The sequence below is a fragment of the Pseudomonas umsongensis genome (assembly GCF_012647205.1).
Classification (GTDB): Bacteria; Pseudomonadota; Gammaproteobacteria; order Pseudomonadales; family Pseudomonadaceae; genus Aquipseudomonas; species Aquipseudomonas umsongensis.
Window position 1 is genome coordinate 3,636,257 of record NZ_CP051487.1, and the last position, 25,606, is coordinate 3,661,862.

A 25,606-nucleotide genomic window follows, 5' to 3' on the forward strand; every position below is an offset into this window, starting at 1 on the left:
GGCTGGAGCGTTGAATGACTTGGTTTAAACGCAGCGATTCGTCTGCGGAAGGTTTCGATTGGGCAGGGTTTCTCTGGCTGTTCCTGTTCTTCTGGTATTTTTCCGGCATCACCCAACTGTTGATCCAGCTGACCGGCACCTCCGGTTTCACCGGGTTTCGCCAGGCGTTCGTGATGAGTGCCATCTGGTTGGCACCGATGCTGTTGTTCCCAAGGCAAACCCGAGTGATGGCCGCGGTCATCGGCGTGGTGCTGTGGGCGTGCTCGATGGCCAGCCTCGGTTACTTCTTCATTTATCAGCAGGAATTCTCCCAGAGCGTCATCTTCATCATGTTCGAGTCGAACGTGTCCGAAGCTGGCGAATACATGACCCAGTATTTTGCCTGGTGGATGGTTCCGGCCTTCCTCGCGCACACCGCGGTCGGCTATTTCCTGTGGACACGCCTGCGCCCGGTGTACCTGCCTCGCGCCAAGGCCCTGGCGGTGGCCGCCGCCATACTGGTCGGCGTGGTCGGTTATCCGCTGGTCAAACAAACCCTGCGTACCGGCAGCTTCGCCGAGGGCTTCGAGAAATTCGAAACACGCATCGAGCCGGCTGTGCCGTGGCAGATGGCCGTGGCCTATCACCGCTACCTCGATACCCTGGCCAACATGCAGCAGATGCTGCACAGCGCGAGCAAGGCCGCACCACTGCACAACTTCAAGGATTCGACGGCCAACCAGCCCGCCACCCTCGTGTTGGTGATCGGCGAATCCACCAACCGACAGCGCATGAGCCTGTACGGCTATCCTCGGCAAACCACCCCGGAACTGGACAAGCTCAAGGACCAACTGGCGGTCTTCGATAACGTCATCACGCCGCGCCCCTACACCATCGAGGCATTGCAACAGGTTCTGACTTTCGCCGACGAAGAAAACCCTGAGCTGTACCTGTCCACGCCTTCATTGGTCGCCATGATGAAACAGGCTGGCTACAAGACGTTCTGGATCACCAACCAGCAGACCATGACCAAGCGCAACACCATGCTCACGACCTTTTCCGAGCAGGCCGACGAACAGGTGTACCTGAACAACAATCGCAACCAGAATGCCGCCCAGTACGATGGCGATGTGATCGAGCCGTTCAACAAGGCCCTGGCCGACGCGGCACCGCGCAAGCTGATCGTGGTGCATTTGCTTGGCACGCACATGAGCTATCAGTACCGCTACCCTGCGACCTTCGACAAGTTCAAGGATCGCAACGGTGTTCCGGCCGGCGTAAGGGACGATCAACTGCCCACCTATAACAGCTACGACAACGCCGTGCTGTACAACGACTTCGTGGTGTCGAGCCTGATCAAGGACTTCGCCAAGTCTGATCCGAATGGCTTCCTGTTCTACCTCTCCGACCACGGCGAAGACGTGTTCGACTCCCCTGGCCATGGCACCCTCGGGCGCAACGAGAGCAAGCCGACGGCGCCGATGTATACCATCCCGTTCATGGCCTGGGCCTCGCCAAAGTGGCGCGAAACCCACGACTGGAACTTTGCCGGCGACCTGGGGCGCCCGTACAGCAGTTCGCACCTGATCCATACCTGGGCAGACCTGGCGGGGTTGAGTTTCGATGAACTCGATCGCAGCAAGAGCGTGGTCAGCGACAGCTTCAAGGCGCGCCCATTGCTGATCGGCAACCCTTATGAGCGGCAACAGCGGCCCTTGATCGATTTCAGCCTGATCAAGCCAAAAGCTGCGCCAGTCTTGCCTGAAGTCGTGCAAAAGTAGTCCTTTCAACACCATTCAAACCTGTGGGAGCGAGCCTGCTCGCGATGACGTCGGCACAGTCAACATTGATGTTGATTGATCCATCGCCATCGCGAGCAGGCTCGCTCCCACAGTTGTTTCGTGTTGTAGGAAGCAACGTCATAATAATAATTATTCTCGTTTACCCCTAAATCCCTCCCCCCTCCTTCGTCTTTGCATAAACGGAATTTTCCCTCGACGACAAGGAGTCGGCCGCGATGTTCGCGCCTATCACCCGTTCCATGACTTTTACCCTTGGCCTGTGCGGCGCCGCACTGAGCCCGGATCTACTGGCTGAATCCGAGACCGAGCCCGCCCCGCTGGCGTCCATCCTCATGCTCGGTGCCACCAACGTCACCGCCCAGAACCTGGGCAGCACTACTGAAAACACCGAGTCGTACACCACCGGTGCCATGAGCACGGCCACCCGCCTGAACCTGTCGATCAAGGACACGCCGCAATCGGTTTCCGTGGTCACGCGCCAGCAAATGGACGATTTCAAACTCGGTAGCCTGTCCGAAGCCATGAGCCAGACCACAGGCGTGGTGGTCCAGCACAACGACTCGGACCGTGTCAGCTATTCCTCGCGTGGCTACACGATCAACAATTTCCAGGTCGATGGCATGCTGAATACCTTTAGCTACATGAAGTCCGATTCCGACACCATCATCTACGACCGCATCGAAGTGGTACGCGGTGCAACGGGCTTGACCACCGGCGCAGGCGACCCTTCGGCCACCATCAACATGGTGCGCAAGCGACCGACTTCGCAGTGGGAGGCCAAGACCGGCGTCAGTGGCGGCAGCTATGACGACTACTACAGCTACCTGGACGTCGGCGGTCCGCTGGCTTTCGACGGGCGACTGCGCGGTCGTGGAGTGGTGGCCTATCGCGACAGCGATTCGTACCGGGACAAATACCAGCAGCAACGGGAAGTCGGCTACGGGGTGCTCGAGGCCGACCTGACCGACGACACCCTGCTGGCGGTGGGTTACGACTATCAGGACAAGCACGTGCAAGGTACGTCCTGGGGCACGGTGCCGTACTGGAACGCTGACGGCAGCAAGGCCAACCTTGGGCGCTCGACCAACATGGCCACGTCCTGGAGTTCCTGGCCGCTCAAGGACAAGACTGCGTTCGCCAACCTCGATCACCAGCTCGGTGGCGGGTGGCAAATCAAGGCCGCCTACACCCACCGTGAAAGTGACACCGACGGCAAGATCTACTATGCCGGTGGCGGCTTTCCCGAGGCGGACCGCAGCGGCATGGTCGCCAACGTCAGTCACATGATCGGCACGCAAAAAATGAAAGCCTATGACTTCAACGTGTCCGGCCCCTACACACTGCTGGGACGCGACCACGAAATGATGGTCGGCTATGGCGAGGCCGAACGCAGCGAAGAAAGTCCTTTCACGCAAGACGGCCCACGGGCCGCGGATTACGAAAACGTCCCCGACTGGAAGTACATGGGCAACATCGGCAAGTTTCCCGACACCGTAACCGGCCTTTCCGGGGCCAAAGACAACACTCGGCAAAAGGCCGGCTACCTGGCCACGCGCCTGAGCCTCACCGATGAACTGCACGCGGTACTCGGCAGCCGCTACGGCAGCTGGAAGGCCTCAAGCACCACCAACGCCTATGACGCCAACCTGCAACTGACCAGAATCGACCACAGCAGCCAACAGCACAATGATATGTGGACGCCGTACGCCGGGTTGCTCTACGACCTCACCCCGCAGTACACCGCATACGTCAGCTACACCGATATTTTCAAACCACAGTCCAACCGCGACAGCAATCGCAAGTACCTTGAACCTGTGGTCGGCAGTAACTATGAACTGGGTCTCAAGGGCAGCCTGCTCGAAGAGCGATTGAACCTCGCCACCGCGTTGTTCTGGAGCAAGCAGGACAACGTCGCGGAACTTGACGATTCCGTTCCGCCGGACCCGGTCACCGGCGAAGAGTTCTTCAAGTCCGGCGGCAAGGGCAACAAAGTCCAGGGTTTTGAAGCCGAGGCGTCAGGCGAAGTCATGCAGGGCTGGAACATGACCGCCGGTTACACCTACACCCACTCGGTCAACGGTGAAAAGGAACGTAACAACACCAACCAACCGTTGAACATGCTGCGCTTCTCCACGGCTTATCACTTGCCCGGCGAGTGGCAGCCGTTGACCGTGGGTGCTGCAGTGAACTGGCAGAGCGACGTGTATCGCAACGCCAGTCGCCCGGTCGGGCGCGGCGCCGATGGCAGCCTGGTCACTGCGCGCACGGACATCCGCCAGCAGGCCTACACCGTGGTCAACCTGATGTCGCGCTACGCATTCGACCGGCACCTGTCAGCCTCGTTGAACGTCAACAACCTGTTCGACAAGAAGTACTACGATAACGTCGGGTTCTATAACGGTGTGTATTGGGGCGATCCGCGCACGGTGACCCTGAGACTGGACTGGACACTCTAGAGGCGATGTTAATTCCCATTTAACGGAATCGGCGGATAATGAGCGTTCGACTTTGATTCATTGACTCATGGACGAAAAGCATCCGACATCTGTAAGTGGGAGGCACACCATGAAAAGATCCACGTTGATCCTCGCAGTCCTGATGACGTTAGGCTCCGCCAGCGCCTTTGCCGAAGGCGGCGCCGAACGCATGCGCTACTACTACGAGACCTTGCACTACAACCAGCAGGTGGCGCTGGGCAACATCACGCCAGGCCAGGCGAAGGAACTGCGAGTGCCGGACGATCAAACCGCGCAAATGACCGAGTCCTATAGGCCGAAATGATTGACCTCTGACTGTCTGTCTTTCTGTAGGAGCGAGCATGCTCGCGATGGTGGTCAACGATGACGCGGGGCACCAGATACCCCTCGTTGTCCTTGAGTCCATCGCGAGCATGCTCGCTCCTACACAGGGGGATTAAAGCGGCTTGATCCAGAACATCATGCGCCCGTGCGCCGGATCGAACTCTCCCGGGGCAAAGCCGAACCTGGTGTAGGACGCCTGCGCCGGCCCATTGCCTTCCAGCACCTCAAGGGTGATCTTGCAGCAGCCGCGCTGGCGAGCGATGTCCTCGACCTTGTGCAGCATCCGCTGGCTCAGACCCAAGCCGCGAAACTTCGGCACCACCGCCACGTCGTGCACGTTGACCAATGGCCGACAGGCAAAGGTCGAAAACCCTTCAAAGCAATTGATCAACCCGGCCGGTTCGCCGCCCACGAAGGCCAGCACGCTGAACGCATGGGGGCGCTTGGCCAATTCAGCCGGCAGATGCTCCAGCACTGTGGCAGGAAGAGAATGACCACCCCCCATTGGATCTTCGGCGTAACTGTTCAATACCAGGCAGATCGCCTCGGCATGTACCGGATTGGTATAGCTGGCTTGAAGCACAAGAATTTCTGCGGAATCCATTTCCATCCTCGATCACATAAAGTAGTCCCGATACGTCAGCATCGGACTACGACCCTATCCTGAGCGTCATGTGTGTTGCAAGATCAAAAGATCGCAGCCTGCGGCAGCTCAGAGTTCGGTGTAGGAGCTGCCGCAGGCTGCGATCTTTTATCTCAATGCCCCCAGATCAACGCTTCGGTCCATCCCAGCTCGGCAAAATCCTCAGCCCGCAGGTGCGACTCGCCGGCACAGAAAAACTCGTCCAGCTGCGGCGGCTTCATCGAAGTCCCACTGAGCATCGCGTGCACCTGCCCGCGATGATGAATCTGATGCTCGAAAAGATGCGACAGCAGGCGCAGGCGGCTGTCGTATTGCGGTGTATCCCGGGCAATGGTCACGATCTTGCCGAGGTCGACGTCGCGCATTTGTTCGCAGTAGGCGATCAATCGCCGGTCGACCTGCGCCTGTTCGCGCTTGAGGTCGACGGCCTGGGTAAACGGCTCGTCGTCCTTGAAGAACACGTAGCAATCAGGATGAGGGTCGTCACCGCGCAACTCGCGCTCAAGGGCATCCACGTAAAACCAGTCGCAGGTCAGGATGTGGTTGAGGGTTGCGATGATACTGGGAAAGAAGCTGACCCGGGGGGCCGCCAACGCCTCCTGGCTCAACTGACACCAGGCCTTGGCCAACCGGTGATTGGCCCAGGCATTCTGATAGGCCATGGTCAACAAATGGTGTGACAGAGGTTGATTCATGTTCACGCCTCCTGGAATTCACGCCTCGGCAAAACGTTGCAGCTGCATTTCCTGCAGGCGACTGAGGCTGCGGCGGAACGGAAATTCCAGGTAGCCCTCAGTGTAAAGCGCGTCCATGGGCACCTGGGCTTCGAGGTACAGCGGCACTTTACGGTCGTAACACTCGTCCACCAGCGCGATGAAACGCCGTACGCCATCATCGTGCACCGACAACTGCGGCAATTCTCGGTCGCCTGCCACCACGCGCTCGACCCCGTCCTCAGTGCCCCGGGCAATGCGCCCGGCGCGTTTCTGCGCGCTGAGGTTGGGCACGTCACCTAGAAGAATAGCGCTGAAGGTGTCGCACAGGGTCATGAAATCCATCGCGGCAAAGGGCTGCTCGCAGAGGTCGGCATAACGGCACCAAAGCACGCTCTGGCTGGCCTGCACCACTTCCAGCGAACGGTAGCCGACCTTGATCGGCGCGCTGGAAACCGCTTGGCCCAGGGTCAGTACCTTGAATACGTCTGCCAGTGCACTGGGCTGTCCGGGCGCCGCCACCCAGTAACGTTGCAAGCCCTGCCCCGGATGCAGGCGATGGTCTTCGCCGCCGTCCACCGCGATCACTTGCATGTGCTGCTTGATCGCGGCGATGGCCGGCGTGAAGCGATCGCGGTTGAAACCGTCGGCGTACAACTGGTCCGGTGGCAGGTTGGAGGTGCAGACCACCACCACGCCCTGTTCAAACATCACCTGGAACAGGCGCCCGAGGATGATCGCGTCGCCGATGTCATTGACGAACAATTCGTCAAAGCACAGTACCCGCACTTCTTCGCTGAGTTCGCGGGCCAAGGCCTTCAATGGGTCGGCGGTACCGGTCAGCTGGAATGAACGCTGGTGCACCCAACCCATGAAATGGTGGAAATGCTGACGCCGGGCCGGCACCCGCAGGTTCTGGTAGAACTGGTCCATCAACCAGGTCTTGCCACGCCCGACCGGACCCCAGAGGTACACGCCCATCATCGGCCTGCGGCCTTCATGAAGCGCTTCATGGCACTTTTGCAGAGCCCAGACGGCATGTTCCTGAGCTTCGTCCTGGACGAAACCCTTCTGTTCGATCGCGTGCTGCCAGGCACTGAGGGGAGAGTCGACATTCATGCGCGGCAGTATGCCACCCGTCGACAGCGTCATCTGTGAAATCTCACGCCGTTTGTGTGCTTTTCGCTAAAGGAAAATACGCCTTGACGGAAAATATGATTGGCATCATATTCAATAGATGACACATAACATATAAATTATTCGAACGGTCCCTCAGGAGTCTCCCCCATGCATTACAAAGTTTTCGGCCGTAAAACCGGCTTGCGGGTTTCCGAACTGGCGTTGGGTGCCGGCAACTTTGGCACCGGCTGGGGTCATGGTGCCGAGCGCGAAGAAGCCAAGCGGATCTTTGATGGTTACCTCGCCGCGGGCGGTAATTTCATCGACACCGCCAACGGCTACCAAGCGGGCCAGTCGGAAGCCATGCTCAGCGAATTCATTGCAGTCGAACGCAACCATCTGGTCATCGCCAGTAAATACACGCTGGGCACGACGCCGGACGCCGGCATTTCCCACACCGGTAATAACCGCAAGAATATGGTTCGCGCCGTTGAAGAGAGCTTGAAGCGGCTGAAAACCGATCACCTGGACCTGTTCTGGGCACACATGAGCGACGGCGTGACGCCGATGGAAGAGATCCTGCGCGGTTTCGACGACCTGGTGCGCGCCGGCAAGATCCATTACGCCGGGCTGTCGAACTTTCCGGCGTGGCGCATCGCCCGCGCCGACCTGTTGGCCGAAGTGCGCGGTTTTGCGCCGATTGCTGCGATCCAGGTCGAGTACAGCCTGGCCGAACGCAGCGCCGAACGCGAACAACTGCCCATGGCTGAAGCCCTGGGCCTGGCCGCGACCCTGTGGTCACCGCTGGGAGGAGGTTTTCTCACCGGCAAATACCGCACTGGCGATGGCGACAACCGCGCCAGCAAACTGGGGATGTTGGTTCACGCCGAGAAAAGCGCCCGCGAGACCGCCCTGCTCGATACCCTGCTGGCCGTCGCCACGGAGCTGGGCGCGAGCCCCACCCACGTGGCCATTGCCTGGTTGCGCGAACAAGCCAGGCGCTCGACCACCACGCTGATTCCGATCCTGGGCTCGCGCACCCGTGAACAACTGGATGCAACCCTGGGGGCGTTGAACGTAGAACTGGACGAAGAGCATCTGGCGCGGCTCGACGGGGTCAGTGATGTGCCCAAGGGCGTGCCGCACGAATCCATAGCCGGGTCGTTCGCGCGGTTCAGCGGGGGTGTAACCCTGGATCTACCGAAAATTCCGGTGGCCTGACACCGCCCCCTGTAGGAGCGTGTGTTACAGATCGAGCTTATGTTTCGCCGCATACAGGCACAGCATCTCCATCGCCAGCGTCGCCGCCGCCAATGAAGTGATGTCCGCATTGTCGTAGGCCGGCGCCACCTCCACCACATCCATGCCCACCAGGTTGATCCCGCGCAAGCCGCCGAGGATTTCCAGCGCCTGCACGGTACTCAAGCCGCCACACACCGGGGTGCCGGTGCCCGGTGCGAACGCCGGGTCGAGACAATCGATGTCGAACGTCAGGTACACCGGGTTGTCGCCGACCCTTGCACGAATGGCCTCGACGATCGCATCGACGCCACGCCGGTGCACCTGCCGCGCGTCCAGCACCGCGAAGCCCTGGTGATCATCGTTGGTGGTGCGTAAACCGATCTGCACCGAACGTGACGGATCGACCAGTCCTTCCTTGGCCGCATGCCAGAACATGGTGCCGTGGTCGATGCGCTTGCCCTCTTCGTCCGGCCAGGTATCGCTGTGAGCGTCGAAGTGAATCAGCGACAGCGCACCATGCTTGCGCGCATGGGCCTTGAGCAGCGGATAGGTGATGAAATGGTCGCCGCCGAAGGTCAGCATGGCACTGCCCGCATCGAGGATGTGCCCGGCATGGGCTTCGATACGTTCGGGAGTCGACTGCGGCGAACCGTAGTCGAAGTCGCAGTCACCGAAGTCGACCACCGCCAGATGATCGAATGGGTCGAAGGTCCACGGCCAGTGGCGCTCCCAGGCGATCCCGGTGGACGCGGCACGGATTCCCCGGGGTCCGAAGCGGGCGCCGGGGCGGTTGCTGGTCGCGGTGTCGAACGGCACGCCGCTGACCGCGACGTCGACGCCGCGCAAGTCGCGGCTGTAGCGTCGACGCATGAAACTTGTGATGCCGGCATAGGTGCTTTCGGCGGCGGTTCCATAAAGGCTGTCACGGGTGATGGCCTGGTCGTTCTGCAGGGGGACGTCCATTGAAGGATCCTTGTTATTGGCGGCTACGGAAAGTGGTCCACACGCGGGTACGCTGGCGCATGTCCTTGAGGCTCATGCTGCGGTCGGCGTACAGGCGCTGACGGATGTCGGCGGGTGGAAATATGTCCGGGTCGCTGCGCACCGCCTCGTCGACCAGCGGCGTCGCGGCCTGGTTGGCGGTGGCGAAGAACAGTGTGTTGGTAAGCGCGGCGACGGACTCGGGGCGCAACATGAATTCGATGAATTGGCGCGCGGCTTCCGGGTGTGGCGCATCCTTGGGGATCGCCAGGTTGTCCTGCCAAACCAGGGTGCCTTCCTTGGGAATCCGATAGGCGATTTCATAGGGCTTGTTGGCTTTGCGCGCCTGATCGGCAGCCATGCTGGCATCACCGTTGTAAGCCAGGGCCAGGCAGACGCTGCCGTTGGCCAGGTCGTTGATCTGCCGGCCGCTTGCGACATACAGCACCGAAGGCTGTAGTTGATGCAGCAGCGCTTGCGCCGCGTCGAGATCTTTCTTGTCGGTGCTGTAGGGGTCCTTGCCCAGGTAATGCAATGCCAGGCCGATCACTTCCTGCGGCGAGTCGATGATCGCAATGCCGCAGTCCTTGAGCTTGCTGGCGTACTCGGGTTTGAACAGCAGGTCCAGGCTGTTGAGCGGCACGTTCGGCAGGCGTTTGTGCAGCGCCTCGATATTCATCCCCAACCCCAGGGTGCCCCAAGTGTAAGGCACGCCGAATTGATTGCCGGGATCAACCGCAGCGAGTTTCTCCAGCAAGTCCGGATCAAGATTGGCGTAGCCCTTCAAGCCTTCGTGGGCGATGGCTTGCAACGCACCGGCCGCCAGGCCACGGGCCAGGACACTGGACGACGGCACCACCACGTCATAGCCACTGCCGCCGGTGAGCAATTTGGTTTCCAGCACTTCCGGCGCGTCAAACGTGTCGTAGCGCACGTGAATACCGGTTTCCTGTTCAAAGCGCTGCAGGGTTTCGGGCGCGACGTAATCGGCCCAACTGTACAGATTGACGACTTTGTCCTCGGCCTGAGCCGCGGTGGCCATGGCAAGGAACAGCGCGGGAACACACAGCTTGAATAGGCAATTCATGACCAACACCTGACCGGGGGAAGTGGATGCAGGATGCGCCGTCGATTACATTGGTAAAATATAAAGATTGTTAACCTGACATTATCCCGGAGTAATGCTTGATGCTCGGTCAACTGCATGACCTGGACCTTCAATTGCTGCGCCTGTTTGTCAGCGTCGTCGAGTGCGGTGGCTTCAGCGCAGCCCAGGGTGAACTGGGCCTGAGCCAGTCGAGCATCAGCCAGCAAATGGCCCGGCTGGAGACCCGTCTCGGCTATCGCTTGTGCAGCCGTGGCAAGGGTGGCTTTCGGATCACGCCCAAAGGCGAACAATTGCTTAGTGCGACGCGCAGCCTGTTCCAGTCCATCGAGGCGTTTCGTCACCAGTCCAACGGCGTGGCCGGGCGCTTGATCGGCGAGGTGCGCCTGGGCTTGTCCGAAGCGCTCGACCAATCGGTGCTGCAGCGGGTGGCCGAAGCGATCCGGCGCTTTCGCGAGCGTGACGAATCGGTGCGCATCGAGTTGATGAGCGCCATGCCCGGCGACATGGAGCGCTTGCTGTTGCAGCAGCGGCTGGACCTGGCCATCGGCTATTTCTCGCAGATCCAGAACGCGTTTGACTACCGCGAGCTGTTTACCGAAACCCAGCACCTGTATTGCGCCGTTGGCCATCCCTTGTTCACCGACGAGGCGCCGGATGACCAGGCGCTCCAGGCATGCGACCGGGTCGATCACCCCTACCGCTTCCTGCGCAGCGACGAACCCTTTCAAGGCAAGGTCTGCTCGGCGCGCTCCGAGCAGGTCGAAGGCACCCTCGCCTTTATCCTGTCTGGCAAGCATGTGGGATATCTGCCCAGTCATTTCGCCCGCAGTTGGGAGGACAAGGGTTTGCTGCGGCCAGTACGTCGCGACGACTTGAGTTTCGAGGTGGCGTTTCACCTTGCTCGCCATCGCGCGCAGGTACCGGGGGATGCGCAGAAGGCGTTTGAAGAGGACCTGCTCGCGGCGTTTGCCTGAACACTCTGTGCCTTGGGTATGTATCCGTGGCGAGGGGATAAATCCCCTCGCCACAGATAAATCCACCCACCACAGATGAATGCCCTCACTACGGGATTGGGACAATCCCGAGTTTCTGTTTCAAAGTCTTTCTGGCATCCTGCGCCTCCATTTTCTGACCCGGCCCCGCCTCCCGGCACATAAACCACCATGACTTCCCCTGAAAAAACCCCGCGCCACAGTGACCTGCTCTACGGCCTCGACGACCGCCCGCACCTCACCGCCACGGTGTTCGCCGCGCTGCAGCACGTGCTCGCCAGCTTCGTCGGGATCATTACCCCGACACTGATCATGGGCAGTGCCCTGGGCTTGCAGAGCGAAATCCCCTACCTGATCAGCATGGCGCTGTTCGTCTCGGGCCTGGGCACTTTCGTCCAGGCGCGGCGCTTCGGTCCGGTGGGCTCGGGCCTGTTGTGCCTGCAAGGCACCAGTTTCTCGTTCATCAGCGTCATCCTCAGTGCCGGTTTCATGGTCAAGGCCCGAGGCGGCGGCACCGATGAAATCCTTTCGACGATCTTCGGCGTGTGCTTCTTCGCCGCCTTCATCGAAGTGGTGTTGAGCCAGTTCATCGGCAAGCTGCGGATGCTGATCACCCCGGTCGTGACCGGCACCATCATCACCCTGATGGGCCTGTCGTTGATCAAGGTCGCCATGACCGACATCGCTGGCGGCTTCGGCGCCCCCGACCTCGGCGCGGCCAGTCACCTGGGCCTGGCAGCCCTGGTGCTCGGCACCATCGTGATATTGAACCGGGTGGATGTACCGTTCCTGCGCCTGGGCGCGATTGTCATCGGCCTGACCCTCGGCTACGCAGTCGCGTGGATGCTGGGCCACGTCGATTTCGCCAGCTTGCCGGCCGTGCCGCTGATGAGCGTGCCGGTACCGTTCAAGTATGGCTTTGCCTTCGACTGGGTGGCGTTTGTCCCGGTGGCGGTAATTTTCCTGGTGTCGCCGCTGGAAGCGGCCGGTGACCTGACCGCCAACTCGATGATTTCCCGTCAACCGGTCAAAGGCCCGGTCTACATTCGCCGAATCAAATCCGGGCTGCTCGCCGACGGCCTCAACTCAGCCATGGCCGCGGTGTTCAACAGCATGCCGATGGTGACCTTCGCGCAGAACAACGGGGTGATCCAGCTGACCGGCGTGGCCAGCCGCTACGTGGCGTTTTTCATTGCCGGCCTGTTGGTGCTGCTGGGGCTGTTCCCGATGATCGGCGCCGTGCTGCAGCTGATGCCCAAGCCGGTGCTCGGCGGTGCTGAGCTGGTGATGTTCGGCACCGTCGCCGTGGCCGGGATCAAGATCCTCGCCGAAGCCGGTTTGCATCGACGCAACATGCTGATCGTGGCGATTTCCATCGGCATGGGCCTGGGTGTGGCGGCCGTGCCGGAAGTGTTGCGCGAGCTACCCAAGGCGCTGCATAACATCTTCGAATCGCCGATTACCGTCGGCGCGTTGTGCGCTATCGTGCTGAACATCTTCCTGCCCGAGGAATTCATCGAGCTGGAAGAAGACGATTTCGATCCGGAAGCCTCGATCCTCCAGGTCATGGAAAACCCGGAGGTGCCGGTCAAGTGTTGAACCTGACGCCGGGTTTGGCGCGCTCATCCACGGTCAACTCGAACACGTCAGGGCGGGCATAATGGCCGACGACGTCGTAGTCATAACGCGCGCGGATCAGGTCGTCGGTGTCGATTTGGGCGGTGAGTAATCCGCGCCCTCCCCTCAGCGGCCCGGCAAGTATGTCCCCCATCGGCCCGACGATCACGCTGCCGCCGGCAATCAACGGACGGTCCGCCGGCCAGTGGGGGATCTCCACGCCCAGGGCCTGCGGTGAGTCCTGGACCTGACAGGCGCTGACCACGAAGCAACGCCCTTCATGGGCGATGTGGCGCATGCTCACCTGCCACATCTCCCGCTCGTCCACCGTGGGTGCGCACCACACCTCCACGCCTTTGGCGTACATCGCGGTGCGCAACAGCGGCATCATGTTTTCCCAGCACACCACCGCGCCGATCCGCCCTACCTGGCTGTCGATCACCGGTAAGGTCGAGCCATCACCCTTGCCCCAGATCAGCCGTTCGGTGCCCGTGGGCATCAGCTTTCGGTGTTTGGCGACCAGTCCAGCCTGCGGATCGAAATACAGCGCGGTGCAGTACAAGGTGCTGCCAGCGCGCTCGATCACACCAATGACCAGATTGGCCCCGGTGCGCGCCGACAGCCCCGCCAGCGCTTCGGTTTCCGCGCCAGGCACATCGATGGCGTTGGCGAAATATCGGGCAAATGCTTCCCGGCCTTCCGGCAGTCGGTAACCCAGTTGCGTGCCGAACCCCTCGCCCTTCGGGTAACCACCCAGCAACGCTTCGGGCATGACCACCAACGCCGCACCGGCTTCAAGGATGGCGTTTTCGTACGAGAGAATCTGCTCCAGGGTCTCAGCCTTGCCGCCGGGTAGAGCGCCGATTTGCAGTGCTGCAACGATTGACTTGGGCATTGCGGTAACTCCATTCGAATCGGGTGTTGCTCATTCTCAGGCGCTACCGGATCATGAATAAAGCCCTGTTCACTGCTGAATGATATGAACCTGATGAATATCGCCACCGTCGACCTCAACTTGCTCAAAGTTTTCGAAGCCTTGCACGAAGAGTCCAGCGCCAGCCGCGCGGCGTTGCGCCTGGGCGTCACGCAGTCGGCGGTGAGCGCGGCATTGCGCCGGCTGCGCGAGCTATATGGCGATCAGTTGTTTGTGCGCACCGGCCGCGGCCTGGCGCCGACGCTCAAGGCTAATCAGTTGAAACCGGTGGTCAGCGACGCGCTGAACAAATGCCGGCAAAGCCTGGCGATGGTCGACCCGGCGGCCCATCACTACGAAGGGCGCTCGGTCACAGTGGGCATGTCGGATGATTTCGAAATCGCCTACGGTCGCCGTTTGATCGAGGAAATCGCCCGTTGCGCGCCGAAACTGAGGCTGATCTTCCGCCAGACCCACAGTCAGATCGTCGCCCACGCCTTGATGGAACGCAGCATCGATCTGGCAATCACGGCCGGCGGGTTTGCCGAGCGGTTGCTCAGTCGCCAGGTATTGGGTGAAGGCGATTACCTGTGCCTGGTCGACCCGATGAGTCTCGCCGCGGGACAGCAAACCATCGAGCTTGAAGAGTTCGTCACCCGTGAACATATCCTGGTGTCATCGGGTGGCTTTATCGGGATCACTGACGAAGGATTGGCCGCACTGGGCCTTAGCCGCCGGGTGTGCGCTTCGACCACGCATTTCGCCGCGTTGCCGCATCTGCTTAAGGGCAGCCAGGCGGTGGCGACCATCCCAGCCCATGCCGCCCGAAGCATCGCCACGCTCAGCGGCCTGGCACTACTGCCCTGCCCCCTGGCGTTGCCGCGCTACCCGATCGAAATGGGTTGGCGCACCAGCACCCAGCTCGATCCCGTAGTCGTGAAGGTGCGTGAAGCGATTGCCGCCAGCTTCCTGTAGGAGCGAGCATGCTCGCGAAAAACGTCTGGACAGCGTGGTCTCCCAGAAAGCCCTCGTTATCGTTGACGTCCATCGCGAGCGTGCTCGCTCCTACAGTAGATCGGGTACAGCCGCGAGAAATTATTTGGCCGCCATCAGCCGATTGACTTCACTGCGCACCATGTTCGAAAACTCCGGTGGCGACATGCTATCCAGCTCGGCGCGCACCCACTCGGCCCATTTGCCCTTGCGCTTGGCGCGCTCACCGAACAGACGTGCGGCTTCGCCCTTGGCCTTGCCCAGGTTGTTTTGCCAGAGTTCGAACAGACGGGATTTCTCGTCTTCCAGCGCTGCGCGCTCGGCAAGGGGTTTGTCGGCCAGATTGAAACTCATGGGAAATTACCTGCTGCGTAAATAGGCTACATCTTACACTGTAGGAAGAAATGTCCTGCGCTGGATTTTTCAACAGGATGGCGTCCGCACGCAATGTCACTGCAACTTTTTCTATCGCGGCGGACTCCATTGTTCACTGTCCATTACCTGCAAGGAGTCACCCAATGGCCCGCAAAACCGCCGCACAAGCTGCCGAAGACCAGATCAAGGACCAGGCTTTCAGCGAACTTCAGTCACTGATCGAAGAGTCGGAAAAACTGCTCAAGAGCAGTGCGTCACTGGTCGGTGAAGAAGCAGACACGCTTCGTGGACAAATCTCCCAGAAACTCCAACAGGCACGGGACTCCGTTACCAGCGTCCGCGCTCGGACCCTGCCGGCGGTCGAAGCCACGCAAACCTACATAGGTGGGCACCCATGGCAGACCGTGGCCATTTCCGCCGGGTTTGGGTTGGTTGTGGGCTTGTTGTTGGGGCGACGGTAAGCACTACCGGCAAACAACCTCAAAATGAAATGCATTCCTTGTGGGAGCGGGCTTGCTCGCTCCCACAAGTCCACATTTCAATATCTAGTCGCCAGCCAATTCCCGCAAATTCGCCAGCGTATCCGCATCCAGCTGGATGCCGCCCGCACTGGACTTGGCGCGCTGATGATGACGCCGATCACCCGGTAACCGCTTGAGCCCCACACCGTGCATCTGCCGCACCAACTCCTGGCTGCGCTCGGCAAAGCTCTGCCCGGCCGCCTTGGCCGGATCGATAACGATCAACAGTTGGCCGGTCCACGGAGTCTTGGCCCCCGGGTGGTTCTTCCAGTCGAACTCGAACGAGAAGTTGCCGCCGGTCAACGCCGCCGCCAAGAGCTCCACCATCATCGACAGCGCCGAACCTTTATGGCCACCAAACGGCAGCAACGCGCCGCCCTCCAGAATTGCCTGCGGGTCCTGGGTCGGCTGGCCAAGGCTGTCGACGCCCATGCCCTGCGGCAAACGTTCGCCCTTGCGCGCGGCGATCTGCACATCGCCATGGGCAATCGCGCTGGTAGCCAGGTCGAAGACAATTGGCTCACCGTCTGCCCGTGGGGCGGCGAAGGCAATCGGGTTGGTGCCGAACAGTGGGCGATCGGCGCCGTGTGGCACCACGCAGGTCATGCTGTTGACCACGCTCAACGCCACCAGCCCTTCATAGGCGAACGGCTCGACGTCCGGCCACAACGCCGCGAAGTGATGGGAGTTACGAATCGCCAACACCGCAATGCCGGCACTGCGAGCCTTTTCCACCAGCAAGGCGCGTGCGGCGGCGAGCGCCGGTTGGGCGAAACCATTGCCGGCATCCACCCGGACAAAACCCGAGGCCACGTCCTCGACCACAGGCACGGCCTGGCCATTGACCCAGCCGCTCTTGAGCGTGGACACATAACCGGGCATGCGGAACACGCCATGACTGTGGGCACCATCGCGCTCGGCACCGGCGCAGTTGAGGGCCAGTGTCCTGGCAACCTCGTTGGAGGTGCCGTGCCGAACGAAAATGCGTTCGAGCAACAGGACGAGAGAATCGAAATCCAGGGTTGAGTTGGCCGAACTGACTGCCATTTCAGGCGAAGCGGTCATCTGAAGCTCCAGTTTTATTGTTAGAGGCGGGCGACATGTCGATTAAGCGCTTTCTTACCGGCGTCCTGTCAAGTCTCTCGCGCAAGCAATATGTACCGCACCCAACCTGATCCCGCTCCCTATTGTCGCCCCTCGATTCAACGACCTGCGCCGAACAGTGTCGCAGTCCAACGAGGAAGCATCATGACAATACCTGCATTGCCGTATTTTTTTGACGAGGCTGAGCGCGCGTCCAGTGCCAGGCAACCCGGCGAGCGGGAAAATGCGCTGGGCTTTACCCTGGACGATCTGAGTTGGCTGAAGACGGTTTACCTGCCGACCCAGGCAGCCCGCAAAAGCCATGTAAAATCGATGCAGGTCTTCAATCTGCTGTTGTCTTTGACCGACAAGGCCGACATCCCGTTGGCCGGCAGCTTTGCCATGAGCCGACCCGGCAATGGCGAGGTCACGCTCTACACACCGTGGAAAGGCTTGATCAAATTCGCGGACATGATCGACCTCAAAAGCAAACTTGAAGAGTGGTTGGCGCAGGCCACTGGACAACGTGAACTGTTGCGTTTCCTCTCCATCGAACAACGCATGGCCGCCGTCGCAGCACGCGATATTTCCACCCGCGAAATCGACGGTGCCGTGTTTGAAGATCAGGAACTCACGCTCAAGCAACAGCAGGAACACAACCTGAAGGCGATGATCGACGAATTGGTCAAGATGCCCACCTTGCAATCAATGCTGGACGACACCCTAAAGCACTCGCTGTACAAGTCGTTCCCCAAACTCGACCAGCGCCTGACGCAGCTGAAAAGCTTTGTCAGTACGGGTTCTGTGTTTGATGACGGCGAAACGACTCATACGGTTGCCTCGATGCCATTGAGCAACGCGCTGCTGGTTTTTTACCTGACGAACCAGTGGCCAAGGGGCGACTCCAGGGTGTTTGCCCACCCCGAGCACGTCATCAGCAGCGATGCCGACAACCAGGCCTGGGAAAGCGCAATAAAAGAAATCGCGCAGAGTCTCACCCCGCACCTGCACAGCCTGCTTGCGACGTTCTGGAACACGCCCATGGCCAATGGCTTGTCGCGACAGGCGTTTTTCGCCGAGAGCTTGCGTGACACTTTTCACGCGAGACTGTTACACCAGCGTCAGCAGGGCACTTTGACCACAGAGCAATACCAGCGACTGATGAATGTCAGCCTCGCCCCCGCCTCGATTGACCCTCTTCGCATAGAAAAAGTACGGGTCACCGCCCCCTTCAAACATTTTGCGGAGCTTGCCTCGACCTTGATGATTGGCGGCGCCAACTCGTTGGGTTTCCTGTACAGCCCGTCCCGAGGCATCGAGGCCTCAAGCGACCTGCCCGCGGTGAAAAAAATCGTCCTGCAGATGCTCGAAAGCGAGGGGCATGAAGACACGTTGCTCAATTTCATGTCATTGGACGAACGCAGCACCTTTCTGGGTCTGCAACCGAACGAACGGCTGATCATCGGTGAGCCCATCGTCGGCTCGGTGTTTACTCGCTTGATGCATGACATCGTGGATAAACAACGGCAAAACCTCAGCCATGCGTTGAGCCGTTACCGTGAAAGCGAAGGCATGCTGGACCCTCACGCCTTGCTCGACAACGCCCTGGACGTTCGGGGATTGATCGATCACCACTTGCTGCTGGCTGAAGCCCAGGGACGCTGGAGCACACGGCCGGACCGCGGCATTAACGCGCGACCGGCCACCGTGCGCGCCGAGTCGGCCAAACAGGAGCTGTCGCTGCTGAATTCGGTCGAACAGGCGCTCGATCAACTTCTTGAAAAACACCCGGCCATTCCCACGGCGACCCGCACGTTCACCGATGCGCGAAGCCTGGTCAACCTGTCGCTGGCGAGTTTGCAATCGAGTTTTACCCATACCCTGTCAACGGCCCTGCGCAGTGAACTGAAGCTGCGCACCGTCTCGCGCACTCTGGGTGCGTCAGAACAGGCGATCATCAAAACCGTGCTCGATACGCCCATACACTGGCAGCGAGCAGCATTGAACGGGTTTTTACCGGAAGTCTTTGCCCTGGCGTTGAACGCTGGCGCCACTGCGACCCCGCTGAAACTGGCCGGTTGTTTTGTCTTGACTGAACGGGGTGGCCTGGATCCGGTGCACTCGGGCAAAGCCATTCTGTGGACGCCAGCACTGGGATTTGAAGCCTTCAAGACACTGACGCCGCTAAAGGACGAGCTCGAACGGCGCCTGGAAAACGAAAATCATCGTTTTATGCTCCTGGAAAACCTCGGCCGCAGCGAGCGGTCGCCGGGCAAAGTCTACACGCTGGCGCCGCTGCAACGGATTCATGGGCATTTCCTCGACCATGTGCAAAAGCCCTTTGTTGATCTGGACCAAGCCTTCGTCACCCGTGCACTGACCACCCCACTCTCCCCCGCGCCGCTGGCCAACCTGTTGAATCTGGTAGCCCTGCGTGAGCCGATGACCGGCCTCGGTCGCGCGACTGACATCGCCCAGTCCCTGACCACCCAGCAAAAACTGCCGGCCTGGCTGGCCAAGGCGTCGATCAATGAGCTGATCCTGCATGGCGAACTGCTTGAGCAATACCTGAAAAACGTAAAGGACGACCAGGATTACCTCACCGGCATCCGCTCATTGCAGCGCACTGCCCACCATGAACTGGAAAAACAACTCAAGGCAGACAACTTCAACATCGACCCCGACAAGGTCCAGGTCGAGATCAGCGCGAGTGCCAGGACTGCGTCCAGCAGCCAGACCCTGACCGATTTTGCGTTGGCTCACCTCAAGGACCTGGACACCGTCCACCTCAAACTGACGTCCCTGGACACCACGGCCATTGCGCAAGGCTTCGACGAACGCTACATCAAAGACCTGATACGCAATCTGAAACCGGGTGAGCATCAGCGGAAAATACTCAGCGCAGCCCTCGCCGATACAGAGGCAAACAGGGTTCGCCGGCAGCGTTTCTACACGCAACTGCCCTGGCAACTGATGCACCACGCCCATGAAGAAAAACTGCAGGAGCGCTTGAGCGAAACCGGTTTTGACCTTGTCCGCCAAGTCATGGACATGCCGGACACCATCGCCCGAGCCGCCGTCGAAGGTGCCCACGCCATCATTCGGCCGTTGGAGTTCCTCGGTGTCAGTAGCGGCCAAACCGTAAAGGTGCCAGGCATCTACCTGATCGGTTCATCGGCAGACAGCACAGCGCCGCAGGTGCTGTTGGCCCCTCACAGTCCTCGGCACGGGATGAAGGAATACGCAAGCGAAGCCCAGTTGTTGGCCGAACTGAAGACACGCGGCCCACTGCTCGATTGGATACTCATGAACCTGGAGAACCCCGAGCGGATCTTGCTGGAGACGCGGATGGCAACGTCCAGCAACCGGGCGACAAGAGCCGCGCCGGTGGCCTCGGGCAATACCAGAGCCGAAGTCACGCTGGCATCCAACCCCATCAAGGGGCACCTGTTCGGTCAATTGTTCCATGACAATGCCGCGTTGTTGGGCCGATTGCTCGGTTGTCAGTCCGATGACAGAAAGCAGGGTGAATGGGCAACCATCAAGCACGTTCTGGGTGAAGACCTGCATGAGGCCTACTCGTTTTTCATGAGCAAGCTGGCCTACCCTGTCACGGTGTACTACAGCTACCGTGACATCAAGCAATCCGCTGAAGACCTGCAAACGCATAAATGGTCGGCGGCCATCAAGGCGTTCATCAGCGGCATTGCTCAACTCGCGTCGTTGCGCCAATCGCTGGACATTCCCGCAGCGCCGACTTCCAGGTCGATCGTTGCGCTGCAAGAAAAACCTGAAGCCGCCTGTAAATGGCAGGACATCAAGGTCACCGCCCCCGAACGCACTGGCCTGAAGCGCCATGAACGTCTGCACGTCGACCTGGCTACGCTCAAGCCCGACTCAACACCCGGGCTCTACGCGCACCCGACGACCCGGCAACTTTACGCGCCGGTGGAAGGCAAGGTATTCGCGGTGGCCAAACGCGGCACCCGCTGGCGCATCGCCGACACACAGGCGCTCGGCCCTTATCTACGGCAAAACGAAGCGAAACAATGGGTGCTCGACCGGGCTGTACCCACACCGCAATTTGGCCTCATCCGCCGACTGGATGCGCTGGCAGCGGCCTGGGACGGCATGAACATCGACGCCCATGGAATGGCGCAAATACGACGCCTTTTCCCGCTCAAGGCCCGGCAAATCGACGAAGCGCTGGACCTGGCAACGAGCTATGCCTGGAACAGTGTTCAAAACCTGCAGTTGCTGAAGAACGCCAACGACACGACCACCCCCGTGCACCAACTCATCAAGCGTTTCCTCGACGTGCCAGAAGTACTGCCCGCACATGTGGAAAAGCTGGAAAAAGTCGTGGGCGACATGTTCGCCGCCTTGTTGGACCCTTCCCTCAGAAAGGCCAAGTCCGATCGTTTTGTCGTCGGCAGGGTAATCGAAGGCGCCGAGAATACATTCGGTTTTGTCGTCCCGAAGGACATAAAAAAGAAAATCTATCTGGGAGAAAAGTTCTTTGACACCGGTTACGAGCACTACCGCCAACACCTTACCGACAAGACCTTCCCGATCAGTACGCATGCACGGGCGACGACTCTCCTGCATGAACTTTCACACATCGTTTGTCAGTCCGAGGACATTTCCTACATGGACCCTGGTAGACCTTTTGCCGATCTGATCGGCACTGCCAGCGGGACCGCCAGCCAGCTTAAACATGCGCTGACCAGTGTTCAGGACACCGCGTTGTCGATCAAGACACCCTACACACAACTGTTCATGACCCAGGATCCCGACACTGGCGAATGGGAAGACCCGGGAAGTACTACTTTGGAAGATACCGGTCGGGTAAAAGCGCATATTCTGGCGTTGACGGGCGCGCAAAACCTGAGCGGTGCCCGTGAGATCTTCAAAAAAAACTCACTGACTCGCCTGGCGGTACAACTTGGCAATGCTGACAGCGTGGCCTGGTTAATCAGTCAACTCGGGCGGGAGCTTCACACCCACACGCCTTGATTCAGAAAATAAACCGTCGTTTGATGGGTAAATGCCATGACGGCTGTTTTCGCAAGCTGCCCTCAAGGTTAGAATGCGGGAAATCAGGATGAGTCAATGACCGACACCCCTCTCTCGCAAGCCCAGTTTGACGCCATCACCGAAGCCGCCGCGCATTGGTGCATGCGCCTGCATGAACCTGACTGCACCGTTGAAGAGCGGCAGGCATTCGAGCAGTGGCTGGATGTTCATCCATTTCATCTGGTCGAGTACGAGGCCATGCTGGAAATCTGGGAAGTTGCAGGCGATCTTCCGCGACCAGACTCCAGCATTGCGCCAATGGTGCGCCGCACCCGGACGTCCTGGCGCACTGTCGGCATGGCGGCGGCGGTTTGTACATTGGCGTTGCCTTTGGCGGCGTACAGCGGATGGAACCTGGGGTGGCTGCCCAATTCGTATCAACACTTCGAGGCGACCGACAGTGTGCGTCAGGTCACCTTGAACGACGGCAGCCAGGTCGAACTGAACCTGGGCAGCGAGTTGACCTACAGCAATTACAAGGATCGACGCCAGGTCACCCTGGGAAAAGGCGAAGCGTTCTTCAGCGTCAGCCACGACACGTCGCACCCATTCGTCGTCAAGGCGTCCGAAGGCCGAATCCGGGTCACCGGGACAAAATTCAACGTCTGGATGTATGAAGACCAGGTGAAGGTAAACCTGGTCGAAGGCTCGGTACTGGTCAGCAGCAACGATGACCTGTCGGGGGATGGCTTGAGGCTCGGCCCTTCGATGCAAGCGAGCTATCGCCACGGCGACCACGTTCCGCGGATCAGCCAGACCTACGACAACGACAACTCGCTGGCCTGGCGCAACGGCAAACTGGTGCTCGACGACCTGGCGCTCAGCGATGCCCTGCCATTGATCAACCGCTACCTTGAAAACCCCTTGATGGTCGCCGACAACAGCACCGGCGCGATCCGCATCGGCGGCATCTACAACATCAAGGAGCTTGATACCCTGGTGACGTCCCTGCCCAAGGTGCTGCCGGTCTACCTGACCCGCAACAAGGACGGCAACCCGGTCCTCAACTCCATTCCGCAGCAAGCCCCGAAAAGCTGAAGGCCGCAGCCCTCGCGGCTGCGGCCTTCACGCTTCGATCAATCCGTCTTCAGCTTACTGGGTGACCACCCTGGCGTCCTGTTCACGGATGGTCTGGGCCTGATAGTCCGGGTCCGCCAGGATCTGTTGCTCGGTGAACGGCAACACACTGAGCTGCTTCTTCGAAAAAGCCAGCGTCTGGTCCCGCGAGTATTTCGAGGCTGGATCGCTCGACAGCGAAAATGCCAGCAGCCCCTTGGCCTGCGGGCCCTTTTCATCGAACGTCACCACTTGCAGGTAGCTGGTGCCGCTGACCACTTCGCGTTTGCCGTCGGTCCTGGGCACGCTCTGGATGGCGTTGTAGACGCCCAACGTACCCGGCCCGCCATGGATCGGCGTTTGCTCCCCACCGCTGCTGACCACTTGGACATCGCCCCAGCGGGCATCTTTCCTGAGCCCTGACGCCTGGACCTGCTCTACCGATGCCAGCATCGCTTGGCGCAACGCCTGCGCCACCTGTGGACGATCAACCGCCACGCCTCTCGGCGTGTGTTGCGGGTCCAGCGGATCGAACGCCACGCGCCAGGCATCGGGCACCTGATCCAGCGCCTCCATGACATTCTGGAAATGCACGAAGCCCATGCCGCTGTCGAGGTTGGCCTTGCGATCCCAGGCCTTGAGGCTGGCACACAGCGGCGCCAGCGCCTGCGCATCGGCCCCCAGGTCGGCCGCGCAGAATTGCAACAGGTCCGGCATCACTTGCGCCGCCTGATACACCTGGTCATCCAGCACCATCTGTTGCAGATCCGCCGCCGCGATCGGCCCGGACTGGGCCAGTGAACCCAAGCGATCCAGGGCGAACCGCGCGCGCAGCCCCAAGGGTTGGCCGTCCTGGCTGATCAATGGCGAGAACCCGGTGAGCGGCTGCGCCGGGTTGGCTAGCCAGGCCGAATCATTGGAATGCTGCACGAAGTCCTTGCGCAGCAATTGCGGCAATTGGCTTGCGGCATAAATGCCTTTTTGTGCGGCGTGCGGGTCGATGTCCCAGGCGCAGGCGCTGTTTGAACCGTCGAGGATGATCATCTGCAAGCCGATTCGTGGATCACTGCACTGCGCGAGTTTTTCGTTGCTCACGTTCGGCACCACCGACAGGTTCATGTACAGCGTCTGGCCCTGATCGTCCGCCGCCAGGGTGTTGACCCACGGGATGCCCTGGATTTCATGGACCGAAGCCTGGAACTCCTTGAGGCTGCCGGCACGGTTCATGGCGTACCACTGCTGCAACACCCGGTCATTGTCCAGGTTGGCATCGCGCAAGCTATAGGCGAATTGATTATCCCAATCCAGCTTGCCCGGCCATTGCACAATCGGGCCAAATTGCGAGCTGTACACCACGTGGGACACCGCTTTGACCGTGCCATCCGGCTGTTTGAGGTCAACCGTCAGCGTCTGTTTGTGCATTGGCAGGGATTGGCCATCGAGCAGGTAACGGGTCGGATCCTTGGGATCGAGCTGCAGTCGATACAGCGTGAAGTGTTTGGACGAATCCACCGTGTGGGTCCAGGCCAGGTGCTGGTTGAAGCCGATATTGATCAACGGCAATCCAGGCAATGCGGCGCCCATGACGTCCAGTTTGCCAGGGATGGTCAGGTGCATCTGGTAGAAACGCATCCCGCCGACCCACGGAAAATGCGGGTTGGCCAGCAACATGCCGCGTCCGTTGAAGGAACGCTCGCTGCCCACCGCCACCGCGTTGCTGCCGCGATCGAGGGCAAAGCGCTGCAAGCGTAAAGCGGCCACCTGGAATGAAGCCTGCTCATGGCCAGTTGCGGCGACCGCGGCCGGCGGCGTCGTACCCGCCAGGGCTTCGGCGAACTGCCCGACGCCGCCCTCGACCAGCAAGCGCCGGGTCAGCTTGACCAGATCCATCGCGGTGATGTCCCGCACCCAATCGCCCTGGCACTGCGGCGGCAGGCCCCGCGCCCGACGCTCGTCCAGGGAACGGTTGTAACCGGCCACATAACCTTCCATCAGCTGCCGCACTTCGAGGGGTTGCGCCTGCCAGAAAGCATCGACCGCCTGCGGGGTGTTCAACCAGGTGAAAAACAGATCGCTGACGCGGTTTTCACGCCCTTCGACGGTGGACGGGTCCGGACCGAAGAACCGTGAACGTTGACCGTTCACCGTGGCGATCTCGTTGGCCAGCAAACACAGGTTATCCTGAGCGTAGGCATAGCCGATGCCGTAACCGAGCCCCCGCTCGTTTTCGGCTCGAATATGCGGCACACCGAAACTGGTGCGGCGGATATCGGCACTCGCCTGCCCAGGCAGGTTGTGTGCGTTCGCCGCAAGGCTCAGCCCGAGAAATACACCCGCCAGGCTTATCCTGGCTAACTGGCTGGAAATAATCACACTCGCTCCTGATCGAAAAACGATGGTCACAGTTCTGCGTACAGACTGCGCATCCTGTTAGGGACGAAGCAAACGACGAAAATTTAGGAGACTGGATGGCGGTCGCGGACCGCATTTCAACGCCACCTTACACAGTGGTCACATCATGACGACGAAATTTCTACATTTAAGTCTTCATGATTTGGGTCGCTCATGCGTCTGTAAGGCAAGAGCGCCCAA

At 60.1% G+C, this 25,606-nt stretch carries 19 protein-coding genes; 10 read left to right on the top strand and 9 right to left on the bottom strand.

Going from position 1 to position 25,606, the window contains the following annotated elements; translation table 11 throughout:
• Positions 1-14: 14 nt before the first annotated feature.
• The 3 genes from HGP31_RS16405 (at position 15) to HGP31_RS16415 (ending at position 4,562) form a co-directional block, all read left to right on the top strand.
• Entirely contained in the window at positions 15-1,760 is a 1,746-nt protein-coding gene (locus HGP31_RS16405) for a phosphoethanolamine transferase CptA (RefSeq protein ID WP_168758222.1), read from the top strand.
• Between the two features lie 236 nt (positions 1,761-1,996).
• Positions 1,997-4,237, top strand: coding sequence for a TonB-dependent siderophore receptor (locus tag HGP31_RS16410; RefSeq protein WP_168758223.1), 2,241 nt, complete (start codon positions 1,997-1,999; stop codon positions 4,235-4,237).
• Positions 4,238-4,346: 109 nt separating this feature from the next.
• Positions 4,347-4,562 carry a hypothetical protein gene (locus HGP31_RS16415; RefSeq protein ID WP_020797165.1) on the top strand — a complete coding sequence of 72 codons (216 nt, stop codon included), beginning with the start codon at positions 4,347-4,349 and terminating at the stop codon, positions 4,560-4,562.
• 132 nt (positions 4,563-4,694) lie between these two features.
• Here the strand turns inward: HGP31_RS16415 and HGP31_RS16420 are convergent, their stop codons facing one another.
• The 3 genes from HGP31_RS16420 to zapE form a co-directional block, all read right to left on the bottom strand.
• Positions 4,695-5,186: a GNAT family N-acetyltransferase gene (locus HGP31_RS16420; protein ID WP_020797166.1), complete on the bottom strand. Its 492-nt coding sequence runs from the start codon at positions 5,184-5,186 to the stop codon at positions 4,695-4,697.
• Positions 5,187-5,338: 152 nt separating this feature from the next.
• Positions 5,339-5,920, bottom strand: coding sequence for a DinB family protein (locus tag HGP31_RS16425; RefSeq protein WP_168758224.1), 582 nt, complete (start codon positions 5,918-5,920; stop codon positions 5,339-5,341).
• An 18-nt stretch (positions 5,921-5,938) separates the two neighbouring features.
• Complete coding sequence (gene zapE, locus HGP31_RS16430; RefSeq protein ID WP_168759185.1) at positions 5,939-7,057, bottom strand: cell division protein ZapE; 1,119 nt, start codon at positions 7,055-7,057, stop codon at positions 5,939-5,941.
• Positions 7,058-7,225: 168 nt separating this feature from the next.
• On the opposite strand from zapE, the gene HGP31_RS16435 reads away from it, so the two are divergent.
• The gene (locus tag HGP31_RS16435; protein WP_168758225.1) at positions 7,226-8,278 is read left to right on the top strand and encodes an aldo/keto reductase; all 1,053 of its coding nucleotides are present in this window, start codon (positions 7,226-7,228) and stop codon (positions 8,276-8,278) included.
• Between the two features lie 24 nt (positions 8,279-8,302).
• Here the strand turns inward: HGP31_RS16435 and speB are convergent, their stop codons facing one another.
• The gene (gene speB, locus HGP31_RS16440) at positions 8,303-9,262 is read right to left on the bottom strand and encodes an agmatinase (protein ID WP_020797171.1); all 960 of its coding nucleotides are present in this window, start codon (positions 9,260-9,262) and stop codon (positions 8,303-8,305) included.
• A 13-nt stretch (positions 9,263-9,275) separates the two neighbouring features.
• Positions 9,276-10,367, bottom strand: coding sequence for a polyamine ABC transporter substrate-binding protein (locus HGP31_RS16445; RefSeq protein WP_168758226.1), 1,092 nt, complete (start codon positions 10,365-10,367; stop codon positions 9,276-9,278).
• A 101-nt stretch (positions 10,368-10,468) separates the two neighbouring features.
• Between HGP31_RS16445 and HGP31_RS16450 the strand changes: the two genes are divergently transcribed.
• Together HGP31_RS16450 and HGP31_RS16455 are read left to right on the top strand one after the other, a co-directional pair.
• Positions 10,469-11,362, top strand: a complete 894-nt coding sequence (locus HGP31_RS16450) for a LysR family transcriptional regulator (RefSeq protein WP_168758227.1) — start codon at positions 10,469-10,471, stop codon at positions 11,360-11,362.
• 189 nt (positions 11,363-11,551) lie between these two features.
• Complete coding sequence (locus HGP31_RS16455; RefSeq protein ID WP_083349177.1) at positions 11,552-12,979, top strand: nucleobase:cation symporter-2 family protein; 1,428 nt, start codon at positions 11,552-11,554, stop codon at positions 12,977-12,979.
• Here the strand turns inward: HGP31_RS16455 and HGP31_RS16460 are convergent.
• On the bottom strand, positions 12,969-13,892 hold the full coding sequence (locus HGP31_RS16460; RefSeq protein WP_020797176.1) for a carbon-nitrogen hydrolase family protein: 924 nt from the start codon (positions 13,890-13,892) through the stop codon (positions 12,969-12,971). The genes HGP31_RS16455 and HGP31_RS16460 overlap by 11 nt on opposite strands.
• An 84-nt stretch (positions 13,893-13,976) precedes the next feature.
• Here HGP31_RS16460 and HGP31_RS16465 point away from each other — a divergent pair, with 84 nt between their 5' ends.
• On the top strand, positions 13,977-14,885 hold the full coding sequence (locus HGP31_RS16465; protein WP_168758228.1) for a LysR family transcriptional regulator: 909 nt from the start codon (positions 13,977-13,979) through the stop codon (positions 14,883-14,885).
• 120 nt (positions 14,886-15,005) lie between these two features.
• Here HGP31_RS16465 and HGP31_RS16470 read toward each other — a convergent pair whose 3' ends face one another.
• On the bottom strand, positions 15,006-15,257 hold the full coding sequence (locus HGP31_RS16470) for a hypothetical protein (RefSeq protein WP_083349180.1): 252 nt from the start codon (positions 15,255-15,257) through the stop codon (positions 15,006-15,008).
• Between the two features lie 164 nt (positions 15,258-15,421).
• On the opposite strand from HGP31_RS16470, the gene HGP31_RS16475 reads away from it, so the two are divergent.
• On the top strand, positions 15,422-15,739 hold the full coding sequence (locus HGP31_RS16475) for an ElaB/YgaM/YqjD family protein (RefSeq protein WP_020797178.1): 318 nt from the start codon (positions 15,422-15,424) through the stop codon (positions 15,737-15,739).
• An 84-nt stretch (positions 15,740-15,823) separates the two neighbouring features.
• Here the strand turns inward: HGP31_RS16475 and HGP31_RS16480 are convergent, their stop codons facing one another.
• Entirely contained in the window at positions 15,824-16,864 is a 1,041-nt protein-coding gene (locus HGP31_RS16480; protein WP_020797179.1) for an Ldh family oxidoreductase, read from the bottom strand.
• 183 nt (positions 16,865-17,047) lie between these two features.
• Between HGP31_RS16480 and HGP31_RS16485 the strand changes: the two genes are divergently transcribed.
• Positions 17,048-21,898 (top strand): dermonecrotic toxin domain-containing protein, encoded by a 4,851-nt coding sequence (locus HGP31_RS16485; protein WP_168758229.1) that lies wholly within the window; start codon positions 17,048-17,050, stop codon positions 21,896-21,898.
• A 96-nt stretch (positions 21,899-21,994) separates the two neighbouring features.
• Complete coding sequence (locus HGP31_RS16490) at positions 21,995-22,996, top strand: FecR family protein (RefSeq protein WP_168758230.1); 1,002 nt, start codon at positions 21,995-21,997, stop codon at positions 22,994-22,996.
• A 54-nt stretch (positions 22,997-23,050) separates the two neighbouring features.
• Here HGP31_RS16490 and pvdQ read toward each other — a convergent pair whose 3' ends face one another.
• Positions 23,051-25,387 carry a bifunctional acylase PvdQ gene (gene pvdQ / locus HGP31_RS16495; RefSeq protein WP_168758231.1) on the bottom strand — a complete coding sequence of 779 codons (2,337 nt, stop codon included), beginning with the start codon at positions 25,385-25,387 and terminating at the stop codon, positions 23,051-23,053.
• Between the last annotated feature and the right edge of the window lie 219 nt (positions 25,388-25,606).

Excerpts from the sequence above, each read along its gene's own strand:
- HGP31_RS16405 (WP_168758222.1), top strand. The coding sequence starts at position 15 with ATGACTTGGTTTAAACGCAGCGATTCGTCTGCGGAAGGTTTCGATTGG.
- HGP31_RS16410 (WP_168758223.1), top strand. The coding sequence starts at position 1,997 with ATGTTCGCGCCTATCACCCGTTCCATGACTTTTACCCTTGGCCTGTGC.
- HGP31_RS16415 (WP_020797165.1), top strand. The coding sequence starts at position 4,347 with ATGAAAAGATCCACGTTGATCCTCGCAGTCCTGATGACGTTAGGCTCC.
- HGP31_RS16420 (WP_020797166.1), bottom strand. The coding sequence starts at position 5,186 with ATGGATTCCGCAGAAATTCTTGTGCTTCAAGCCAGCTATACCAATCCG.
- HGP31_RS16425 (WP_168758224.1), bottom strand. The coding sequence starts at position 5,920 with ATGAATCAACCTCTGTCACACCATTTGTTGACCATGGCCTATCAGAAT.
- zapE (WP_168759185.1), bottom strand. The coding sequence starts at position 7,057 with ATGAATGTCGACTCTCCCCTCAGTGCCTGGCAGCACGCGATCGAACAG.
- HGP31_RS16435 (WP_168758225.1), top strand. The coding sequence starts at position 7,226 with ATGCATTACAAAGTTTTCGGCCGTAAAACCGGCTTGCGGGTTTCCGAA.
- speB (WP_020797171.1), bottom strand. The coding sequence starts at position 9,262 with ATGGACGTCCCCCTGCAGAACGACCAGGCCATCACCCGTGACAGCCTT.
- HGP31_RS16445 (WP_168758226.1), bottom strand. The coding sequence starts at position 10,367 with ATGAATTGCCTATTCAAGCTGTGTGTTCCCGCGCTGTTCCTTGCCATG.
- HGP31_RS16450 (WP_168758227.1), top strand. The coding sequence starts at position 10,469 with ATGCTCGGTCAACTGCATGACCTGGACCTTCAATTGCTGCGCCTGTTT.
- HGP31_RS16455 (WP_083349177.1), top strand. The coding sequence starts at position 11,552 with ATGACTTCCCCTGAAAAAACCCCGCGCCACAGTGACCTGCTCTACGGC.
- HGP31_RS16460 (WP_020797176.1), bottom strand. The coding sequence starts at position 13,892 with ATGCCCAAGTCAATCGTTGCAGCACTGCAAATCGGCGCTCTACCCGGC.
- HGP31_RS16465 (WP_168758228.1), top strand. The coding sequence starts at position 13,977 with ATGAACCTGATGAATATCGCCACCGTCGACCTCAACTTGCTCAAAGTT.
- HGP31_RS16470 (WP_083349180.1), bottom strand. The coding sequence starts at position 15,257 with ATGAGTTTCAATCTGGCCGACAAACCCCTTGCCGAGCGCGCAGCGCTG.
- HGP31_RS16475 (WP_020797178.1), top strand. The coding sequence starts at position 15,422 with ATGGCCCGCAAAACCGCCGCACAAGCTGCCGAAGACCAGATCAAGGAC.
- HGP31_RS16480 (WP_020797179.1), bottom strand. The coding sequence starts at position 16,864 with ATGACCGCTTCGCCTGAAATGGCAGTCAGTTCGGCCAACTCAACCCTG.
- HGP31_RS16485 (WP_168758229.1), top strand. The coding sequence starts at position 17,048 with ATGACAATACCTGCATTGCCGTATTTTTTTGACGAGGCTGAGCGCGCG.
- HGP31_RS16490 (WP_168758230.1), top strand. The coding sequence starts at position 21,995 with ATGACCGACACCCCTCTCTCGCAAGCCCAGTTTGACGCCATCACCGAA.